This window comes from Pseudonocardia sp. CA-142604 (assembly GCF_050948475.1).
GTDB classification, from domain to species: Bacteria; Actinomycetota; Actinomycetes; order Mycobacteriales; family Pseudonocardiaceae; genus Pseudonocardia; species Pseudonocardia alaniniphila.
The window spans coordinates 3,822,514-3,841,520 of record NZ_CP192045.1; the positions used below are offsets into that span (position 1 = coordinate 3,822,514).

Sequence of the window (19,007 nt, forward strand, 5' to 3'; positions counted from 1 at the left end):
CGAAAGGATTCGGGTGCGCACCCCCGACGGAGGAACCGCGGTGGCCGCCGACGACTGGACCGTGCAGGTGCTCACCCGGTATCCACCGGGTCACGCCGTCGCGTGGGCCGTCACGGCGCGTGCCATGGAGGGCGTGATCGACGCGGTGGACAGCGCGCTGCGGCCCACCCTCGGCACGGCGGCACTGCGATGGTCGGACGGCGACCGTGAGTGGACGCCCCCGCTGGTGGACCTCGTGTTGTCGCGCCGCGAGCGACACGATGACGGCGACCTGGTCTCGGGTGCGTCGTCAGTCGGTGACCTGCGCGGCGAGCTGCCGGGCGATCGCCCGGTAGTCACGCTGAGCTGGGAGCTCGGTGGGCAGTCATCGACCGGCTCGATGCGCGCCCGGTTCGACAGTGGCATCTGCGGTCCGCTTCAGGACCGCTCACCGCAGTGGCTTGCTGAGCTGCTGTGCAGCGTCGCAGATCCGCTCGAGGCCGATCGGGGACAGATCACCACGCGCGCCTTGTCGAGGGCGTTGGGTAGGGCGGGGGCCTCTCTCGACGTCGGGGCGCTCACGTTGCTCCCGACCGGCCTGCCGCACGGCTTCGCGATCCCCGACGGGTTCCATGCCATTCCCGGGCAGCACCGGTACGCCGGAGGTGTTGTGATCGTCGCGGATCTGCACGCCGTCGCCTTCTCACCGGACGTCGTCGCTGCAGGTCTCCTCGAGATCGATCGTGCGATGGATTCCGGCCGTCAGGGCGAGGCGACTCGGCGCTGAGTGTCCGACGGCACCACGGGGACGAGATCGGCGCTGGTGGGGCCCTTCGCCCTCCGCAGGCCTACCACGGGCCGTCCGCTCGGTTAATTCCGTGGCTGTCCACTATGTCCTGAGGGCACCGGTTCCTACGCTGGTGGCGTGATCGTGACGGGCAGGCCGCACGTCGTGAGGCGGCCGACACCCGGCCCTCATCCCCGGAGCACCTGTGAACGTTGTCCTTGTCGTCGCGTCCGCCCTACTGGTGGTCGCCCTCTTGCTGGTCGTGTGGTTCGTCGCTACGTACAACTCGCTCATCCGCGGGCGCAACGCCGCTGACAACGCCTGGGCCCAGGTGGACGTGCAGCTCAAGCGCCGCTACGACCTCGTGCCCAATCTCATCGAGACCGTCCGCGGCTACGCGGCGCATGAGCGCGCCACGCTCGACTCGGTTGTCGCTGCGCGTGCGGCGGCGATCAGCGCCCACGGTCCAGCGCAGCAGGCACAGGCCGAGGAGATGCTGTCGGGGGCGCTGCGTGGGCTGATCGCGGTGGCCGAGGCGTACCCGCAGCTACGGGCCGGGCGGAACTTCGCCGACCTGCAGGCCGAGCTCGCCGACACCGAGAACCGGATCGCCTACGCGCGGCAGTACTACAACGACGCGGTCCTCACCTACAACAACGCCGTGCAGACGGTCCCGACGGCGCTCGTCGCCGCGACGACCGGGTTCTGGCAGCGGGAGTTCTTCCAGCCGGCCGGCGTCGAGCGCGGCCCGGTACAGGTGCGGTTCTAGGCGATGGAGGTGCTGGCCCACCCGGTGTTCGCCGGGAGCGCCGCCGCGGTTGCGGCGGCGCTGTGGTTCCTCCTGTTCGGGCTGATGGCAATGGCCACCCGCGGCGCGACGCCACAGCCGGGCCCGCCGACCGGGCAGTTCGGGCCGGAGTCGCCCGCACTCGCCGGCTTGATGACGAACGGCTGGCGGTTCACCGGCCATGCCGTCGCCGCGACGCTGCTCGACCTCGCCGCCCGCCGCCTGGTGTCGATCGAGGAGATCGGCCCGGAGCTCGCGCTGGTGCGGCTGGGCCGAGGCGAGGCCCCCGCCCTGCGCCCCTACGAGCAGATGGTGCTCGACCACGTCCGTGCGCTGGCCGTCGACGGGGTGGTGGCCACCGGAGCGCTCGCCGAGGGCAACCGCAACCTGGACAGGTGGCGTAAGCGCTTCCGCAAGGCGGTGATCGACGAGTCGCGACGGCTCGGGTTCTCGCAGCGCCGGTGGGGCCGCGCGAATCGCAGGTTGCTGCTCGCGAGCGCGGCCGTCCCGGCGGCGGCCACCGCGCTGTTGGGGCTGAACGTGCCCGAGGACGGGGCCGGCGCCGCGTACGGCATCGGGATGCTCGTGTTCGTCGGCCTGGCGAGCCTCGTGGAACGGCTCAACACCGAGCGTGGCACCGCGGCCGGTGCCCTCGTCGCCGGTCGCTGGCTCGGTGTGCGGGAACACCTGGCCGGCGGCAGGTTCGCCGAGCAGCCCGCCGCGGCCGTCACGGTGTGGGGGCAGACGCTGGCCTACGCCGCGGCCATGGGGCTCGCGCCCCGCGCGGTGGCCGGCCTGCCGATCGCCGTCGCGGCCGACGAATCGCGGGCGTGGTCCGACTACGGGGGCCGGTGGCACCTCGTCGAGGTCCGGTACGGGGCACCCGGCCCGTGGGGGCTGATCTGGGGTCGCACCTCGTGGGCGGTCGTCGGCAACGGGCTGCTGGCCGGTAGCGGTGCGTTCACGCTCGCCATCGTCGGTGTGATCCTCGTGAGCGTGCTGCTCGGGTGGGAGGTGAGCAACCCCATCGCCCTCGCGCTGACTGCCGGCGTGATCGTCGCCGCCGTCCCGATCGCGCTGGTACTCGCCGACCGCGCCGCGCAGCTGACGGTGCAGGGGCAGCTCGTGCGCTGCCGCCGGCACCAGGTCGGCGGCAGCGGTGACTCGCCCGTCACGTACACGTACTGGATCGCGATCGACGACGGGCGCAGCCGCGCGGGGCGGGCGTTCGCTCTCGAGGAGAAGGACTTCGACCGGCTCGCCGAGGGCGATCTGGTCCGCGCCCGGATGGGCCGGTGGCTGGGCAGGGTCCGTGAGATCGAGGTGCTCGTCCCGTCGCGGCATCGCGGTACGCCTCCCGACCCGCATCCCGCCCCGGCCAGGTGAGACCGGAGTCGTAGCCGGCTTCGCCATCAGTGTGTGCCGACGACCCTGATCGCAATACCGTGAAACCGGACTCATCTCGCGATTTCTGACGAAAAGACTGGTTGCCCACAATCGGCCAGCTGCTGCTGGGCCTGGTACTGGTATCTCTCTTTGCTGTTCAGCGTCTCGAATTGGATTCTCGAAGCGTGGACGAGCTGAGACGGGCTGCTACGCGCGGTGCTGTCACGACGAGGGCGAGCCGTTGATCGTGCAGCCGGCCGAAGTGGAATCGTTCGACTACATCATCGTGGGCGCCGGCAGCGCAGGCTGTGTTCTGGCGGCTCGGCTGACCGAAGACCCCGACGTGCGCGTGTTGCTACTGGAAGCCGGTCCCACCGACGACGACCCGAGGATTCACATGCCCGCCGGGTGCTTCTCGCTGTTCAAGTCGGAGCTGGACTGGAACTACACAACGCTGCCGGTGGCCTCAACCGGCCGGGCGCAGTACATACCGAGAGGACGGGTACTCGGCGGCTCCTCCTCGATCAACGCGATGATCTACATGCGATGCGCGCCGGCGGACTACGACCACTGGCGTGACGAGTTCGGCGCCGACGGCTGGGGCTACCACGACGTCCTGCCGTATTTCCGGCGTTCGGAAGACAATGCGCGGCTCGGCGGCCCGATCCACGGCCGAGGTGGGCCGCTGCGCGTCGAGGATCCGGTCGAGCCACACCTGCTGCAACGCGCCTGGCTCGAGTCAGCTACCGCGTGGGGCCTCCCACGCAACGACGACTTCAACTCCGGCAACCAGCACGGGGTCGGGCATTACCAGCTCACCTGCCGCGATGGCCGACGATGGTCGACCGTCGACGCCTACCTACGGCCGGCCATGATCCGTCCGAACCTCACGGTGCGTACTGCGGCATTGGCAACCCGCATCCTCGCCGACAAAGGCCGGGTACGAGGCGTGGTCCACCAGGACCGCCAACGCCGACATACAGCCCTGGCCGAGCGCGAAGTGCTGGTCTGCGCCGGCGCCATCGGCTCGCCCCAACTGCTGATGCTCTCCGGCATCGGGCCGGCCTCACACCTGCGCAAACACGGTATCGACGTGCTGGTCGACCTGCCGGGCGTCGGGGAAAACCTGCAGGAGCACCCGGGCGTCGGACTTTCGTGGGTCACCACCGGTGCCACCGACCTGGGCGAACTGGCCGCCACGGAGGACGCGGCCCGGCGCTACGCACACGATCGCCGCGGGCCGCTGGCCTCCAACTTCAGTGACACCGGAGGATTCCTGTCCACCGACGGCACCGACGGCCCACCCGACATCCAGCTGTACACCGCGGCCACCGGATACAACGACAACGCCCAACACCCCGTACCCCCGCCGGCCTTCACTGCTCTCGTCACGTTGGTCGCGCCCCGCAGCCGAGGCCGAATCACTCTGGCCGACGCCGACCCGACCAGCAAACCCGTCATCGATCTCGGCTTCTACGACGAAGGATCCGACTTCGACGACCTACTGGCCGGCGCCAAGATCCTCCTGGAAATCAGCCGCCTCGACCCTCTCGCCCACTTCCTGGCCAAGCCCCACCTGCCGGAGCCGACCGACCCCACCGACACGGAACTCACCGCGCACATCCGCCGCTGGACCCAGACCCTGTACCACCCAACGGGTACGTGTGCCATGGGCACCCACGACCACGCGGTCGTCGACCCCGCACTTCGCGTCCGCGGCATCGACGGGCTGCGCGTCATCGACGCCTCCACCATGCCGTCCTCACCACATGGCAATACCAACGCGCCCACGATCATGATCGCCGAAAAGGCCGCCGACCTGATCCGGCAAGCGTGAACTCCACCTAGCCCAGGACTCTATTCATGAGCCTGTCCGACGATGGGGCGAGCTGGGAGATGCACGACATCACGTAGCGATTGCGCGACGACCCCGGCCGGCGTCGGCCCGGAAAGGATCGACGATGAGCACGCTGACCACTACCGAGCGCAATCGTGAGCTGATCCGTCAGGTCCACGCTCTCGCCGCCGCGGGGACCTCGAGGCCGTCGCCCCGTTCTCCTCCGACGATTACCGGCTGTCCCGGTCTCCGTCGCATCCGGTGCCCGGCAGTTGGACGGGCGCGGACGCGACCGATGCCGGCGTCGAGGTCTTCCGGACGTGTGGGACATCCGGTGTCACGGTTCTCGAGATGGTGGCCGACGGACCCCATCGGGTCGTCGCGATCGTGGACGCACACGGCACGGCTCCGGTATCGGGCGAGCAGTGGACCATGCGCGTCTCGGAGCACTTCTGGATCGAGGACGGGAGGATCACCGAGATCCGCCCGTTCTACCGGGACCCCGCCGGGCTCCGTCAGATCCTGGGCATGGGCTGAGTCGGCGCCAGGACGTGACCGAGCGCCGGTCTGAACTGCGGGTCTCGGTCTCGTCGGTGCAGTGGCCCGGAGCGCTCACCGAAGAGGACCCGTCGACGACGGGGCGCGTCCGTGATGCGCATCGCACGCGTCGATCATCGAGTCAAACCGGCATACTCGTGACGATCAGTTCGGAAATACCATAAAATGGTAATACTGGTACACATGATCACGTTATCGGTTTTTTCGTCGCTCAGTTCTTTGCCAACAGCAACGGCAGCGGCGGCCTGCCCTGTACGTTTCACGTTTTCGCTGTAGGTTTCGTCACACGTCCTTCGGCGGCTTCGATCACAGAAGTCCGGGGAATCTCCGGTCCGTTGAACCGGTTGCGCGGGATAGTCGTTGAAACCTGCAGGCGCCGAGTGGCCGCCAGCATTGACGAGGGGGATCCCGATGCCAGTCATTTCCGCTCCTCACCAGTTCAACGAGGACGAGCTCTATGTCGACGTGAAGGACATCTTCGGTCAGCAGCTCTTCCTGAAGTGTGAGGGATTTAACTTCGCCGGTTCGGTGAAGGTGAAGGCGGCCACCGAGATGGTCGAGGCGGCGGAGCGGGACGGGGTACTGCGCCCTGGGTCGATTCTGATCGAGTCCTCGTCGGGCAACCTCGGTGTGGCGTTGAGCATGCTCGCGGCGAGCAAGGGCTACCGGTTTGTGTGTGTTACCGACTCGCGCTGCAACCTCGCCACCCGCCGTTTGATGGAGGCGCTGGGCAGCCAGGTGCACATCATCACCGAGCCCCACCCGACCACCGGCTACCTCGGGGCCCGGATCGACTACGTCCGTGCGCTGTGCGCCTCCGACGAGCGCTACGTGTGGTTCAACCAGTACACCAACCCGGCCAACTGGGGCGCGCACTACCGCCGGACGGCCCCGGCGATCGCCCGCCAGTTCCCGGAGCTGGACGTGTTGTTCGTCGGTGCCGGCACCACCGGCACCCTCATGGGCTGCGCTCGTTTCTTCAAGGAGTGGCACCGCCCGGTGCGGATCGTCGCGGTCGACAGTGTCGGGTCGGTGTCCTTCGGCGGCCCGAGCGGGCGCCGGATGATCCCCGGCCTGGGCATGGGCGTGCGGCCGCCGCTGCTGGACGAGTCCTACGTCGACGAGGTGGTCATGGTCGACGAGGCCGACACCGTCCGCACCTGCCACACGCTGGCCAGGCACGGGTTCCTGTTCGGCGGTTCCACCGGCACCCAGGTCACCGGAGCGGTCCGCTGGCTCGAGCAGCACGGCACGCCCGACATGACCGCCGTGACACTCGCCCCCGACATGGGTGAGCGCTACCTCGACACCGTGTACCAGACCAACTGGGTGCAGGAGCTCTACGGCAACGAAGCGCTCCCGGCCGACGACCTCACCGCGCTCTACTCGGCTGCCTGATCTGTCACGCCACGGAGTAGAGGTGGTCCCGTCGAGAACCGCAAGGTCGTCCACTGGCGTGACTACATGGACTCGCTCGCAGTCGTCACCGCCACCACGTCGCCCTGACGCGCGGCCGGGGCCGGGAGCAGACAGCTCACTGGCCTCGGCGCTCGGGCGCGCCGACCCTGCCGTCGACCTCGATCTCGACCACATGTGACGGACTGCCGGGCCCGGGGCGGCCCTGGCTCACGGGTATGACGAGAACCTCCCCGGGGCGGAGGGTCGAAGTTAGCGTCGGCGCCATGCAGATCCTCGAGTTCTCCGGTGAGGAGTTGGAAGACGCCGCCGAAGAGTTCTTCATTCCGGTGGTCGTCCGGACGTGTCCCGGCTTCCGCGGGCAGGCGGCGATCCAGGAACTGGGCCAGACCCTGACACTCACCCGGTCGCATTCCGGACAGATGTCGGCGGTCCGGACCGACCGGATGGCAGCGAGAGCGTCGGCCGACAATCTGATGGCCTTTTGGATATACATGGCCGGCTGGGGCCGCGCTCGCCAGCACGACCGCTGCGTCGAGCTGACGGCCGGTACGGGAGTGCTTGCCGAGGTTCGTAGTCGCTACGAGGGGATCTCGTCGACCGAGGCTGTGGGCATGACCTTGCGTTTCTCCCGCGAGTTGCTCCCACTACGTACTGCCGAGATCACCGAGGCGTGTGCGCGCCCCGTCGACCCCACAGAGCCGGCCATGCGGGTGCTGGCCGGCTATCTCGGTCGGCTGTTCGAGGTAGCGGATGAGCTCACCGCGGGGCAGCGGCTGGACGCCGGGCGAGCCGCGATCGATCTGCTGGCGATGGTGCTGCGAGACGTCGCCCCCTCCGTGTCGGGCGGGGACGGCCCTGATGAGGTCTTGCTGGAGATGATGCGGACGCACGTCCGCGAGCACCTGGCGGACCCGAACCTGCGGGTCGCGGAGCTGGCGCGGCGGCACCACGTGTCGGTTCGCCGGCTGCACAGCCTGTTCGAGCGGATCGGGACCACGCCCGGTGCGTACCTTCGCGAGCAGCGGCTGCTCGCGGCGCGATCGATGCTGTCCGACCCGAGGTACGCCGGGCTCGGGATGGCGAGCATCGCGGCTGCTGTCGGGATCCACGACCTCACCACGTTCGAGCGGGCGTTCCGGCGGCAGTACGGGACGACGCCGGCCGGCTGGCGGCGTGAGCATCGCCACCCACGATCTACGAACTCGCCCCGCGCGGCTTCGCCCGTGGCGGTTCGGCTGACGAGACAGTGACCGGCGCGTGGTGGACCCATCCCAACAGGTCGGGCCCGGCCAGCTCGGCCGCGCGCGCCGAGTACTCCCGTAGATCGGTGTCTTCCAGCACCTGTGTCCATTGCCCGCTCACGCCGCGGTGGAAGAACTGCTTTTTGTCCCGCTTGGCCAGGCCGGAGTCCGGGACGAGTCGGTTGGCGTGCTCTCGCATGTCGTCGAACGTCGCCGCCCGCTCCAGCGACGGCCAGGCCGACTCCGGCACGGTGATGTCCAGTCGCTGAGCCAGCCGCCGCATCTCGCCGGGCAGATCGGCCTTGAGGTCGTCGTAGTGGACCAAGACCACATTGGGCGAGTCGACCGTGTCCCAGAACGTGGCGAGGTGATGCAGGGTGAAGCGCAAGCTGGAACCGCTGTCCGCTACCGGCGTGGCGTCCAGCATCCAGTGCCGGAACCGGTCGCGTCGGGACGTCGCCTCAGGCGGCGGTACGGCGGGCAAGAGGTCGTCCGCCGTCGCGAGGTCGACCGCGTCCCGTGCCTGCTGGACCGCTTGCAGGTCCATGTTCGCCAGGTGGTTTCCCCATGAGATGCCGACGTCGCGCGGGTCGCGGCCGATACACAGATAGGACACCCGGGGGTCGAACGGCACCCCGGTCAGCGGCGTGTGCGTCTTGATGAACCGGCGGTGCCGCTGAGCTTCCAGGGAAGCCACCACCGCCTCTCGCGGCTGCATGACCAGATCGAGCCACGGCGACACCTCGCCCAGGTCCCCGTCGAACTCCGGTGTTCCGAACACCAGCAGGGCACAGATCATCTGCAGCCAGGTAGTGCCGCTCTTGGGCGGCGTGCTGATCACGATGTCGTCGTCGCGGAACGTGAAGCCGTCCCAGCGCGCGCTGTCCCAGACGACATTCCGATATCGCACCACAGAATCATTCCTTTTCGCACACCGGGCTGATGGTCACGATCGAAACGCCGACATGAACAGGATTTTCTGTCGTCGGTTGACGAACGAGCTGTACGGGCAAGGGGGACAACAGGTCATCTCAGCTGACCTCACTTTCCCATCTCGGATGCGGCATTTTCTCGCCAGCCGTGCGGCGTTTCTTGCCCGAGAGTGCGGGGGAGTGGATCCGAAGCGGCCCTGCTGACGCCGGCAGCCCGGCTGTGCCGGTCGACCTGTGTCTCGTGTCGTCACACGAGCGTGCCGTTCTGCGGCTCCTGCTCGTCACGGCGGTAGTGGTTTCACCACCAGTGCTCGGCGCACTCCTCAAGTGAATGCTTCTGACCTGGGACGGTGCCGGCGCTAGCCTCGGGGCCGTGCAGATTCGCGAGTACTCCGGTGAGGAGTTCGAACACGTCGCGAGGGAGATCTGGGTACCGATGATCGCCCGGCCGAGTCCCGACTTCCGCGGGCGGTCGGCGGTCCACGAGCTGAGCGAGACCCTCAGTCTTTCTCGGTCGCATTTCCGAGCGCCGGTGTCGCTGGTCCGGACCGGCCGGATGGCGACGAGCGCGTCGGCAGACAACGTGATGGTCTTCTGCGTATACCTGGCCGGCCGGGGCCGAGTCCGGCAGCATGACCGCCTTGTCGAGTTGGCGGCAGGCACGGGCATTCTGGTCGAGGCACGAAGGCCCTACGCGCGGGTTTCGCAGACCGAGACCCGGTGCATGAACCTGCGGTTCTGCCGCGAGCTGCTCCCGCTCCGCACTACCGAGATCACCGACGTCTGTGCGCGCAGCGTGAACCCCGCAGCGCCCGCCATGCGGTTGCTGTCGGGCTACCTCGGTCGACTGTTCGAGATGGCCGACGAGCTCACCGCGTCGCAGCGGCTGGACGCCGGGCGGGCCGCTATCGATCTGCTCGCGATGACGCTGCGGGACGTCGCACCCACGGTGCCCGGCGGAGACGGCCCGGAGGGGGTGTTGTTAGGCATGATGCAGACGCACGTGCGCGAACACCTGGCCGAACCACACTTGCGGGTCGAGGAGCTGGCGCGCCGGCACCATCTGTCGGTCAGGCACGTATACACCCTGTTCGGGCGGATCGGAACCACGCCCGCTGCGTATCTCCGGGAACAGCGGTTGCTTGCGGCGCGGGCGATGCTGTCCGACCCGCGGTACTCGCGGCTCGGGACGACGGACATCGCGGCTGCGGTGGGGTTCCTCGATCGCAGGACGTTGGAGCGGGCGTTCCGGCAGCAGTACGGGATGTCGCCGGGTGACTGCCGCCGTGAGCATTGCCACCCGGGATCCGCTTCGGCAACCTTCAGTCGGGAAATGCCGCACAGCTGACGAGAAAAAGCCTGCCCCGAGATAGCCCGGTGCGGTCAACTGAAGGCACCCGATGCCACTGCGGATTCTCGTCCTCCGTGCGGATACGTGCTCGAGGGCCCCGTCTGCCCGGATCGACGCCCTACCTCGCCGGCGCCGGAAGCCGTGGCCAGGTCATCGAAGAAGACATTCGACGGGATGAAGGATCGTGCTGATGAAGGTTGATAGCGGGCCGGCGTTGGACGGCGCCACCATCCTCGCCAACGCCGTCAGGATCGGGCCGCTGTTGCGGGAGCACGCCGCCGAGGTGGAAGCCGCTCGCCGCCTGACCGGGCCGGTTGTGAACGCACTGCGGTCGGCCGGAGTGTTTCGAATGGCCATGCCCGCCACGTGGGGCGGACCCGAAGTCGACATCTGCCGACAGATCGAAATCGTCGAAACGTTGTCTCGTGCTGATGCCTCAGCCGGGTGGTGCGCGCAGATCGGCGCCGACAGCGGCTATTACAGCGCCAACATCGAACAAGCCACCGCCCGGTCGCTCTACCCCGATCTGGATGCGGTGACCGCCGGGTGGCTCACCCCGGCCGGGACCCTCGAGGTGTGCGACGGCGGCTACCGCCTGTCAGGCCGATGGTCGTTCGGTAGTGGGGTGACCCACGCGGACGTCATCGTGGGCGGTGCTCGGGTGACGGAAAACGGGTCGCCTCGGCTACTGGCTGACGGCACGCCGGAGAGGCGTATAGCAATGCTGCCTGCAGCCCAGTGGGACGTATTGGACACCTGGCGGTCCTTGGGACTGACCGGAAGCGGGAGCCACGACTACACGATCACCGACACGTTCGTGCCGGCCGAGAACACCTGGGACCATGGTCGGAGCTATCGGTCCGGGCCGCTTTACAGCTGGCGTGGAATGGTCGTGGTCAACTTCGTCGGCGTCCCTCTGGGCACTGCGCTCGACGCCTGCGACGTGGCCACCTCGATTCTCGACGCCAAGGTGTTGATGCCGGAGATGATTCCTGCGAGGGATGCACCGCGCGTCCGGGCTGCTGTCGCTCGGGCGCGGGCGATGGTCGGCGCGGCGCGCAGCTATGCGTACGACACCGTCAGCACCGTGTGGAGTGTGATCGTGGCAGGCGATGACCCGTCGATCGGGCAGCGGGCCCAGCTCGCAGGCCTATTCGTCCACACGGTGTCGGAATGCCGCACTGCTGTTCGGTTGCTCGTCGATACGGTCGGCAGTGTCGCCGTTCAGGACGAATGCTCATTAGGGCGACAGATGCGGGATCTGGACACCATCGCTCAGCACACATTGGGGAAGAGTCGAATGTGGGAATGGGCTGGTGCGATGTATTTCGGCCAGAACTCTCCGTCACCACTCCTGTGACGTCTGAGCCCGGCCGCTGGGATCAGCCCGCCACACCCACTGCCGCCCACGCGACGCCCGTGATCTCGAACGGCGGCGGCGGAAGCTGCGCGGCGCAGCGGGCCCGCAACGCCGCCTGCCGTGCGTCGTCGAGCCCGGCCATGTACTTGGCGGTGGCGCCGACGCCGAGGGTCAGCGGTTCCCACCAGTCCTCGAAAGTCGGGTAGGTAACCGTGACGGCCAGTTCCGAGGACTGGATGTCCCGCAGTCCCGCTGCGGCGAACATCTCGGCGAGCTGGCCGACACGCGTCCCGGCGCGATCGGACTCGTCGGCTACGTCCGGATCGAGGTCGCGCGCCGCCCGCCAGAACGGGGTCAGCGGGCCTCGACCGCCCCCGTAATCCCAGACGCAGGCGGCGACGAGCCCGCCGGGTCGCGTGACGCGGGCCATCTCGGTCAGGCCGCCGACAGGATCGGTCATGAAATGCACGACGAGCTGTGCGGCTGCGACGTCGAACTCGGCGTCATCGAACGGCAGGTGCTCCGCGGCGGCGCGACGGACGTCGACCCCGGGCAGGCGCGTCCGGACTGCGGCCACGAACGACTCGGACATGTCGACTGCGGCGACGGCGCCGGCCTCCAGGTGTTCGGTGAGCACGGCGGTGAGTGCGCCTGGTCCGCAGCCGACGTCCAGCACGCGCCGGCCCTGCCGTAGCTGCAACAAGTCCGCGAATCGGCCCGCGAGCGGCTCGGAGAAGCGACCCATGTGGCGCCCGTAGGCGTCGGCGGTGACTTCGAAGGTCATCAGGTATGAACGTCCTTCCGACGGTGGGTCCCCCAGTTGAGCGCACCAGCCCCGCAACGAGGGCGGCGTCTCCTACTCAGCGTTGAGGCATTTCCTGCTTCAGGCTTGCGGAGCGGCTCGGGAGGGGCAGCGCTCACGGCGCCAGCCGCACGGCGTCATCCCGTACTGCCGCCGGAACGCCCGCTCGAACGTCCGGATGTCGAGGAACCCGACGGCAGCCGCGACGTGCGACAGTCTGAGCTGGGCGTGTCGCGGGTCGGCGAGCATCACCTGTGCCGCGAGCAGCCGTTGCTCGCGAAGGTATGCACCGGGGGTGGTCCCGATCCGGGTGAACAGGCGATACGCGTGCCTGACCGATACGTGGTGCCGGCGCGCGAGCTCCTCGACCCGCAGCTGCGGGTCGGCGAGGTGTTCGCGGACGTGCGTCCGCATCATGTCGAGCAGCACATCCTCGGGGCCGTCCCCGCCGGGTACCGACGGAGCGACGTCCCGCAGCACCATCGTGAGCATCTCGATCGCGGCCCGCCCGGCGTCCAGCCGCTGCGGCTCGCTGAGGCGGTCGGCGACATCGAGGAGTCGTCCGAGGTAGCCGGACAGCATCTGCATGGCCGGTGCCGCCGGGTCCGCGCTGCGCGCACAGGCCTCGGTGATCTCGGTGGTGCGGAGCGGAAGAAGCTCGCGCGAGAAACGCAAGGTCAGCAATTGGGCCTCGGATTGCGAGGTCCGTTCGGAGGGACTCCGCGCCTCGATCAGAACCCCCGTGCCGGCCACCAGCTCGGCGCAACGGCCGCGCTGACGCATGTAACCCTGGCAGATCATCTCTTGTAAGCAGAAGAGCATCCCGTCGTCCGCCGAAGCCTTCGCCGCCATCCGGTTGGTCCGGACCGCCGATATCGGCCCTCGGAAATGCGATCGATAGAGCGTGAGAGCCTCGCCCAGCTCCTGAACCGCCGACCACCCGCGGAAGTCGGGGCCCGTCCGTGCGATCAACGGTATGGAGAACTCACTGGCGACGTGTTCATACTCCTCACCTGCGTACTCGTAAATCTGCACGACACGAGGCTAACTCCGCCACCGGCAACTGTGGGCGATCTTTATTGCATTTCGAAAGGGTCAGATCGCCCGCCGCGGGTCTAACCGGGCAGCCTTCGTCCGTGGTCCGACTCTGCTGATCACGACACCAGCCGTGCGGGCGGCGCTGGCCGTCCAGATGGTAGTAGTAAGAGCACTCGTACCGCTCCTACCTGGGCGGATGGCCCGGAACTAGCCTCAGGGCCGTGCAGATCCGCGAGTTCTCCGGTGAGGAGTTGGAAGATGTTGCCGGTGAGTTCTTCCTACCGATGATCGCCCGGACGGGTCCCGGTTTCCGTGGGCGCGTGGCGGTCCAGGAGTTGGGGGAGGCTCTCACGCTCTCTCGGTCACACTGGGGAGAGCCGATGATGACATTCCGGACGGACCGGATGGCAGCAAGGGCGTCGACATGCGACCGGTTGCTCTTCTGCGTATACAGCGCCGGACGGGGCCGCGTCCGCCAGCACGACCGCAGCGCCGAGCAGCCGGCGGGTACGGGAGTGCTGTGCGAGTCGCGTAGCCGCTTCGAGCGGGTCTCGTCGACCGAGACCTGGAGCCTGACCCTGCGTTTCCCGCGCCAAATGCTCCCGCTCCTGACCGCGGAGATCACCGAGGCGTGCGCACGCAGCGTGGCTGCCACGGCCCCGGCCATGCAGATGCTGTCCGCCTACCTGGATCGCCTGTTCGACGTGGCCGACGACCTCACCGACCGGCAACGGACGGACGCCGGGCACGCGGCGATTGCTCTGCTCGCGATGGCGCTGCGAGACGTCACGCCCTCCGTGCCGGGCGGGGGCGGCCCCGAGGAGGTGTTGCTCGACATGATGCGCAGGCACGTCCGCGAACGTCTGGCCGACCCGCACCTGCGGGTCGAGGAACTGGCGCGGCGCCACCACGTGTCGGTCAGCCACGCGTACACCCTGTTCGAGCGGATCGGGACCACGCCTGGTGCGTACCTTCGCGAGGAACGGCTGCAAGCGGCACAGGCCATGTTGTCCGACCGGAGGCAGAACTGGCGGAAGATATCGGACATCGCGGCGGCCGTCGGGTTTCTCGATCTCCGTACGTTCGAGCGGGCGTTCCGGCGGCGGTACGGAATGACGCCGGGCGGCTGGCGCCAGGAGCGCCCCACGTCGGATCCGCTCCCGCAACCCTGAAGCAGGAAATGCCTCAACGCTGAGTAGAAAATGCCGCCCCCGCTGGAGTTCTGTGCGGTCAACTGGGGTTACACGCCTGCCATAGAGAATCTTTGAACGTGGGGCGATCCGGCACAACGCGCCGGAGCGGGGAGGAGGGAGGCGCGCGACGCTGCGCCCCACTCCCGGCTGTCCCGTTGCGGAGGCCGTGGGCTGCTGGAAATCTCCGGCCGCGCAGCGCTGTTCTGTTATCGATTCTCGGTCGCATATCGAGATTTTGTAGAGGATCTTCGATCGGTGGTGCGGTGTCTCCCGCGAGCGCTTGTCCTGGTTGAAATATTGTTTGGAGGACCGTCTACCGTTATGGGTAGCCATGAGGGGAAGTCGAATGTCGCGCCTTGCTTTCCAGGTGAGAACGATTCCGAGGTCTTCGTTCGATCGCTGTACGAGCAGGCGGCTCCGTCGCTGTACGCATTCATTTATCGATTCACTCGGGACCGTGCTCTCGCCGAGGATGTCCTCCAGGAAGTGTTCGTCCGTGCCTGGCGACGAGCCGGTCATCTCGAACCCACGTCGGATGCGCTGCGCAGGTGGTTGTTCGCCGCGACCCGTAACCACTTGATCGATGTCTGGCGCGCACGCACCAAGTTGTCGATGACCACATACTGCGAGCACGTGGCGGCTGCGGCACATGTGGTGGACGACGTCGACCGCATCGTGCAGCGTCGGGTGCTCACCGACGCGATCCATGAACTCACGCCCAAGCACCGCGACGTGTTGATGGAGCGGTACTTTCAGTGTCGGTCGATCGCCGAAACGGCGCGACGGCTCGGCGTCTCTTCCGGCACCGTGAAATCGCGGACATACCATGCCCTGCGAGCACTACGAGTGCTGCTGGAGGAGGGCGAATCGCGACTCGGTGATGCCGGACGGGTCCGATAGCGATCGCTCACGATGGGGGCCGCACGTGATCCCGGGCCGAGCGCCGCATCATCGCGGGCGAATCCAGTCGGCTAGCCGTCCGGCTACACCGGCGCCGGCCCGGCCGTGCCGGCGCCCGTTGCGGCGAAGTGGTCCTGGATGGTCTTGGTGGCAGCCTGGCGACTGCCCGCGCTCAGGTCCGCTCGACGGTTTCGCGTCCACTCCCAGGACTCGTGCCGTGGCTTTGTCGAACCGGTGAACGCCGGCATGACTTCCTCGACGAACGTCCGGTAGGACCGTCGGCTGACCTCTTCGTCGGCCCAATAGGTCTGTTGAATGAGGATGCAGCCGAAGCCCCCGGACTTGGTCCAGTAGCCGTCGAGGGCGTTCACCGCATCCTCCACCGTCCCGATGGCGCCGCGCCCTTCGTTGATCTTCTCGAGGCTGTCGAGGCCGATCAACGCGGCGCCGCCTTCGTTGGTGTCGTCCATATAGCTGCACCACCGCTCATGTCCCGCCTGTACCTCGCTCAGGGCCTGGTCCCTGGACGCAGCGATGTGGAACGGCGCGACGAGCCGCAGCGCGGAGCGGTCCATGGTCTGCCCGTGTTCGGTGGCCTGCTCCTCGGCGACGCGCCAGTTGACGTCCAGGACCTCGTATCCCTGGCTGCTACTGGTCGCGAGACACAGCATGCCCAGCCCATGGCGACCGGCGACTCGCCCACCCGAGGGCGTGATCGAGCTTGCTACCGCCAAGTGGGGACGCGGCCGAGTGAACGGTCCGACGTGCAGCGCGGCCTCCCGCAGGGTGTACCAGTCGGTACTCTGGGTGATCATCTCGCCGGCAAGGAGGCGCACGATCACATCCACCGCGTCGGCCATCCGGCCACGTATCTCGTCGGCTGGAATTCCGAGCCTCCACGCATCCGCCGGGAGCAGGCCGGGCCCGAAGCCGAACATCGCTCGCCCGCGAGTCTGATGGTCCAGCTGCACGATTCGGTCGGCTGTCATCAACGGGTTGTGGAACGGCAGCGAGATCACGCCGGTGCCGAGCCGGATGCGGCTGGTGCGTTCGGCCGCCGCAGCAATCAGCAGCTCGGGTGACGCGATGATCTCCATCCCACCCGAATGGTGCTCGCCGATCCATGCCTCGTCGTAGCCGATCCGGTCCAGGAACTCGACGAACTCGATTTCTCGACGGATCGCCGCGGTCGGGGACAGTGTCAACGGAAGTGACCACGGCGGGATGAAGACCCCGCAGCGCAGATCTTCCGGCATCACAGATATTGGCAGCATTACCGCCCCTTTTGGTCGATGCTCGCTCAGCGGACTCAATTTCCCAACGCCCTATGTCCAGTCGGTGGCGTTGGTGGCTGGTGTCTGTGTTCAGCAGCGCCGATCAAGTAGAACCCGGGTACGACGGTAGCCGGAGTCCGTACGGCGTCGCGTGAAGCCCCGCCAAGGCGTTGCGGAATTCGCCGCCCGACGGTCTGCCGGGCTGAGTAGATGCCTGACGGGCTAAGGCCTGCGGTTGGTCAGACGTCGGGTCGGCCGAGCTTGCGGGCTCGCACCGTGGCCAAGCACAGGTCGACGACCTGCCTGATCAGCGCCTCTGAGTCCCTGTTCTTGCCGGGATCGGCCAAGGGGCGTACGAGGGTTTCGGTCATGATCCCCAGCAGGGCTGCAGCTGCCGTGTCGGTGTCCTGGTCAGGAATCTCACCGGCGTCGATTCCTTGGTCGAGCACCTCCCGGAACAGGGTCCGGTAACCCTCCCGGAAAGCGAGGCGGTGCTCGTCGACGTCGGGCTCACTGTGCTCCACGAGGAGTGCGTAGGCGAATCGACCGCCTCGCAGCGCTCTGGCGCAGAAGGTGGCGACCGCGGCGGCGATCCTCGCGCCGGCTCCGCCGCCGGTCTCGGCCACTGCGGCCTGTACGTGGGCGAACTCTCGCGCGGCGACGTCGCGGTAGATCTCGGCGAACAGTTCGGCCCGGGACGGGAAGTGCTTGTAGATCGAGCCGACGCCCACGCCGGCGCGGACGGCGATCAGCGAGACCTGGGCTCCGGCGAAACCGTCCTCGGCGATCAGCTCGCGGGCCGCCGCGAGGATGGAATCCCGCGCTGCGACGCGGCGGGCCTGGGCGGCGGTCAGCTTCTCGGGCGGGGCAGGTTGGGCAGCTGCGACGTCGCTCTGCTGTGGCTGCACGGCAGCGGCTCCCTCGCGTCACGGACATGTGCATTGTCGTCCTGCCCGCGGCCTGACCGGCCCGGCACGTCGCCACTCTACGAGCAGCGCTGTCGACGTCTCGGGTCCGTAGCCGGCGGGTCTCGTGGCCGGTCGGCAAACGTGCCAGGCGCCACGTTGTGGTGAATCGTGAATCCTGATTCGCTGCTCGGGTGGGAGAGGGGTTGGCTGTACATGAGCGTGGATCTCACGGAGACGTCCTACCGGCTGGGCGCGCGCATCGAGCCGCGGCGGGGCCTGACCATCGGTGCGGCGTTCGAGGCTGCGGCGCACCGGTTCCCGGACAACGAGGTTTTGGTGTCGGTGCATCGGGATGCGCGGTTCAGCTACGCCCGGCTCGACGCGTCATGGTCGCGCTCGGGTCTGGCAAGGTGACCGGGGCGCGCTGTGGTCGCCGAACTGCCTGGAGTCGGGCGATCATCCAGTACGCGACCGCAAAGATCGGCGCGATCCTGGTCTCGGTGAACCCGGCCTACCGGCCGAGCGAGCTGGCCTACGTGCCGGGTCGGTCGGGAAGCCGAATCCTGATCAGCGCACGACAGCGCAAGATCAGCGATTGCCGGATCTGGCCGACTATGACGATCCGAAGCGCGTCCATTTTCTAGTTCCCCATGACCGTCACCGGAAAGGTGCAAAAGAACGTTCTCAAGGAATGGGCTTGGTCGTTCTTTCGTCTCTCTGACACTCGAGGTAATCCATGTCCAAGGTCCTGTACGAAAAACGCGGCGAGGTCGCCTACATCACGCTGAACCGGCCGGAGGTGATGAACGCAATCGATCTCGAGACCCACCAACTGCTGCGGCAGACGTGGGCGGACATTCGCCTCCGAGATGCTGCTCACCGGCGAGCCGGTAGACGCACAGCGCGCGCTCAGTGCGAACCTCGTGTCGAAGGTGGTGCCGCACGGCCAGCTGCTCGACGTAGCCGAGGCGATGATGGCCACCATCCTGCGCAACGACCAGACCGCGCTCGAGTCGGCCAAGGAGACCATCTTCGACGTCATCGGCCGACCGCTCGATGAGCAGCTGGCTGTGGAGACTTGGTATGGCTACGCCCTGATGGGGAACGAGTGGATCCCGGACCGACTCAGGAGTTTCTACGACAAGTCCGACAAGGGGCGGGCCGGGAAGAACGCCACCTCTCTGTGATCCGGCACGCGAGGTCGCGTCCGGTGCGGGCGACCGACTCCGACGCGAGGCGGCATGGCCGCCGCCAC

Annotated in this window: 18 protein-coding genes and 1 pseudogene; 13 read left to right on the forward strand and 6 right to left on the reverse strand. The window is 67.8% G+C overall.

Annotation, left to right across the window (positions count from 1 at the left end; all coding sequences use genetic code 11):
- Positions 1-13: 13 nt before the first annotated feature.
- From ACQPZQ_RS17440 to ACQPZQ_RS17460, 5 genes and pseudogenes are all read left to right on the forward strand, one after another.
- Positions 14-766 (forward strand): hypothetical protein, encoded by a 753-nt coding sequence (locus tag ACQPZQ_RS17440; protein WP_433296990.1) that lies wholly within the window; start codon positions 14-16, stop codon positions 764-766.
- A gap of 205 nt (positions 767-971) precedes the next feature.
- Positions 972-1,535: a LemA family protein gene (locus ACQPZQ_RS17445; protein ID WP_433296992.1), complete on the forward strand. Its 564-nt coding sequence runs from the start codon at positions 972-974 to the stop codon at positions 1,533-1,535.
- 3 nt (positions 1,536-1,538) lie between these two features.
- Entirely contained in the window at positions 1,539-2,939 is a 1,401-nt protein-coding gene (locus tag ACQPZQ_RS17450) for a DUF2207 family protein (protein ID WP_433296994.1), read from the forward strand.
- A gap of 262 nt (positions 2,940-3,201) precedes the next feature.
- Positions 3,202-4,776, forward strand: a complete 1,575-nt coding sequence (locus tag ACQPZQ_RS17455) for a GMC family oxidoreductase (protein WP_433296996.1) — start codon at positions 3,202-3,204, stop codon at positions 4,774-4,776.
- A 201-nt stretch (positions 4,777-4,977) separates the two neighbouring features.
- A pseudogene (locus ACQPZQ_RS17460) lies at positions 4,978-5,313 on the forward strand (nuclear transport factor 2 family protein); the annotation flags it as partial.
- Between the two features lie 134 nt (positions 5,314-5,447).
- Here the strand turns inward: ACQPZQ_RS17460 and ACQPZQ_RS17465 are convergent.
- Positions 5,448-5,756: a hypothetical protein gene (locus ACQPZQ_RS17465; RefSeq protein WP_433296998.1), complete on the reverse strand. Its 309-nt coding sequence runs from the start codon at positions 5,754-5,756 to the stop codon at positions 5,448-5,450.
- Here ACQPZQ_RS17465 and sbnA point away from each other — a divergent pair.
- Together sbnA and ACQPZQ_RS17475 are read left to right on the forward strand one after the other, a co-directional pair.
- Positions 5,746-6,732: a 2,3-diaminopropionate biosynthesis protein SbnA gene (gene sbnA / locus ACQPZQ_RS17470; protein WP_433297000.1), complete on the forward strand. Its 987-nt coding sequence runs from the start codon at positions 5,746-5,748 to the stop codon at positions 6,730-6,732. The genes ACQPZQ_RS17465 and sbnA overlap by 11 nt on opposite strands.
- Positions 6,733-7,016: 284 nt before the next feature.
- Positions 7,017-8,003, forward strand: coding sequence for a helix-turn-helix domain-containing protein (locus ACQPZQ_RS17475; RefSeq protein WP_433297003.1), 987 nt, complete (start codon positions 7,017-7,019; stop codon positions 8,001-8,003).
- On the opposite strand, the gene ACQPZQ_RS17480 is transcribed toward ACQPZQ_RS17475, so the two are convergent.
- Positions 7,948-8,904 (reverse strand): sulfotransferase domain-containing protein, encoded by a 957-nt coding sequence (locus ACQPZQ_RS17480; RefSeq protein WP_433297005.1) that lies wholly within the window; start codon positions 8,902-8,904, stop codon positions 7,948-7,950. The genes ACQPZQ_RS17475 and ACQPZQ_RS17480 overlap by 56 nt on opposite strands.
- Positions 8,905-9,299: 395 nt before the next feature.
- Between ACQPZQ_RS17480 and ACQPZQ_RS17485 the strand changes: the two genes are divergently transcribed.
- The gene (locus ACQPZQ_RS17485) at positions 9,300-10,274 is read left to right on the forward strand and encodes a helix-turn-helix domain-containing protein (RefSeq protein ID WP_433297007.1); all 975 of its coding nucleotides are present in this window, start codon (positions 9,300-9,302) and stop codon (positions 10,272-10,274) included.
- Positions 10,275-10,467: 193 nt separating this feature from the next.
- Complete coding sequence (locus ACQPZQ_RS17490) at positions 10,468-11,637, forward strand: acyl-CoA dehydrogenase family protein (protein ID WP_433297009.1); 1,170 nt, start codon at positions 10,468-10,470, stop codon at positions 11,635-11,637.
- A gap of 22 nt (positions 11,638-11,659) precedes the next feature.
- Here ACQPZQ_RS17490 and ACQPZQ_RS17495 read toward each other — a convergent pair whose 3' ends face one another.
- Both ACQPZQ_RS17495 and ACQPZQ_RS17500 read right to left on the reverse strand, forming a co-directional pair.
- A complete protein-coding gene (locus ACQPZQ_RS17495) occupies positions 11,660-12,421 on the reverse strand; it encodes a class I SAM-dependent methyltransferase (RefSeq protein ID WP_433297012.1) in 762 nt (253 codons plus the stop codon).
- A gap of 99 nt (positions 12,422-12,520) precedes the next feature.
- Positions 12,521-13,474, reverse strand: a complete 954-nt coding sequence (locus tag ACQPZQ_RS17500) for a helix-turn-helix domain-containing protein (protein ID WP_433297014.1) — start codon at positions 13,472-13,474, stop codon at positions 12,521-12,523.
- A 224-nt stretch (positions 13,475-13,698) separates the two neighbouring features.
- Between ACQPZQ_RS17500 and ACQPZQ_RS17505 the strand changes: the two genes are divergently transcribed.
- Positions 13,699-14,649: an AraC family transcriptional regulator gene (locus ACQPZQ_RS17505; protein WP_433297016.1), complete on the forward strand. Its 951-nt coding sequence runs from the start codon at positions 13,699-13,701 to the stop codon at positions 14,647-14,649.
- A 342-nt stretch (positions 14,650-14,991) separates the two neighbouring features.
- Entirely contained in the window at positions 14,992-15,570 is a 579-nt protein-coding gene (locus ACQPZQ_RS17510) for a sigma-70 family RNA polymerase sigma factor (RefSeq protein WP_433297019.1), read from the forward strand.
- Positions 15,571-15,653: 83 nt separating this feature from the next.
- Here the strand turns inward: ACQPZQ_RS17510 and ACQPZQ_RS17515 are convergent, their stop codons facing one another.
- Together ACQPZQ_RS17515 and ACQPZQ_RS17520 are read right to left on the reverse strand one after the other, a co-directional pair.
- Complete coding sequence (locus tag ACQPZQ_RS17515; RefSeq protein WP_433297021.1) at positions 15,654-16,826, reverse strand: LLM class flavin-dependent oxidoreductase; 1,173 nt, start codon at positions 16,824-16,826, stop codon at positions 15,654-15,656.
- Positions 16,827-17,083: 257 nt separating this feature from the next.
- On the reverse strand, positions 17,084-17,752 hold the full coding sequence (locus tag ACQPZQ_RS17520; protein ID WP_433297024.1) for a TetR/AcrR family transcriptional regulator: 669 nt from the start codon (positions 17,750-17,752) through the stop codon (positions 17,084-17,086).
- A gap of 213 nt (positions 17,753-17,965) precedes the next feature.
- Between ACQPZQ_RS17520 and ACQPZQ_RS17525 the strand changes: the two genes are divergently transcribed.
- A complete protein-coding gene (locus ACQPZQ_RS17525; protein ID WP_433297026.1) occupies positions 17,966-18,166 on the forward strand; it encodes a hypothetical protein in 201 nt (66 codons plus the stop codon).
- 401 nt (positions 18,167-18,567) lie between these two features.
- Positions 18,568-18,939, forward strand: a complete 372-nt coding sequence (locus ACQPZQ_RS17530) for an enoyl-CoA hydratase/isomerase family protein (RefSeq protein ID WP_433299259.1) — start codon at positions 18,568-18,570, stop codon at positions 18,937-18,939.
- Positions 18,940-19,007 lie beyond the last annotated feature (68 nt).

Coding starts and splice junctions, on each gene's coding strand:
- ACQPZQ_RS17450 (WP_433296994.1), top strand. CDS start 1,539: ATGGAGGTGCTGGCCCACCCGGTGTTCGCCGGGAGCGCCGCCGCGGTT.
- sbnA (WP_433297000.1), top strand. CDS start 5,746: ATGCCAGTCATTTCCGCTCCTCACCAGTTCAACGAGGACGAGCTCTAT.
- ACQPZQ_RS17465 (WP_433296998.1), bottom strand. CDS start 5,756: ATGACTGGCATCGGGATCCCCCTCGTCAATGCTGGCGGCCACTCGGCG.
- ACQPZQ_RS17475 (WP_433297003.1), top strand. CDS start 7,017: ATGCAGATCCTCGAGTTCTCCGGTGAGGAGTTGGAAGACGCCGCCGAA.
- ACQPZQ_RS17490 (WP_433297009.1), top strand. CDS start 10,468: ATGAAGGTTGATAGCGGGCCGGCGTTGGACGGCGCCACCATCCTCGCC.
- ACQPZQ_RS17495 (WP_433297012.1), bottom strand. CDS start 12,421: ATGACCTTCGAAGTCACCGCCGACGCCTACGGGCGCCACATGGGTCGC.
- ACQPZQ_RS17510 (WP_433297019.1), top strand. CDS start 14,992: ATGGGTAGCCATGAGGGGAAGTCGAATGTCGCGCCTTGCTTTCCAGGT.
- ACQPZQ_RS17515 (WP_433297021.1), bottom strand. CDS start 16,826: ATGCCGGAAGATCTGCGCTGCGGGGTCTTCATCCCGCCGTGGTCACTT.
- ACQPZQ_RS17525 (WP_433297026.1), top strand. CDS start 17,966: ATGAGCGTGGATCTCACGGAGACGTCCTACCGGCTGGGCGCGCGCATC.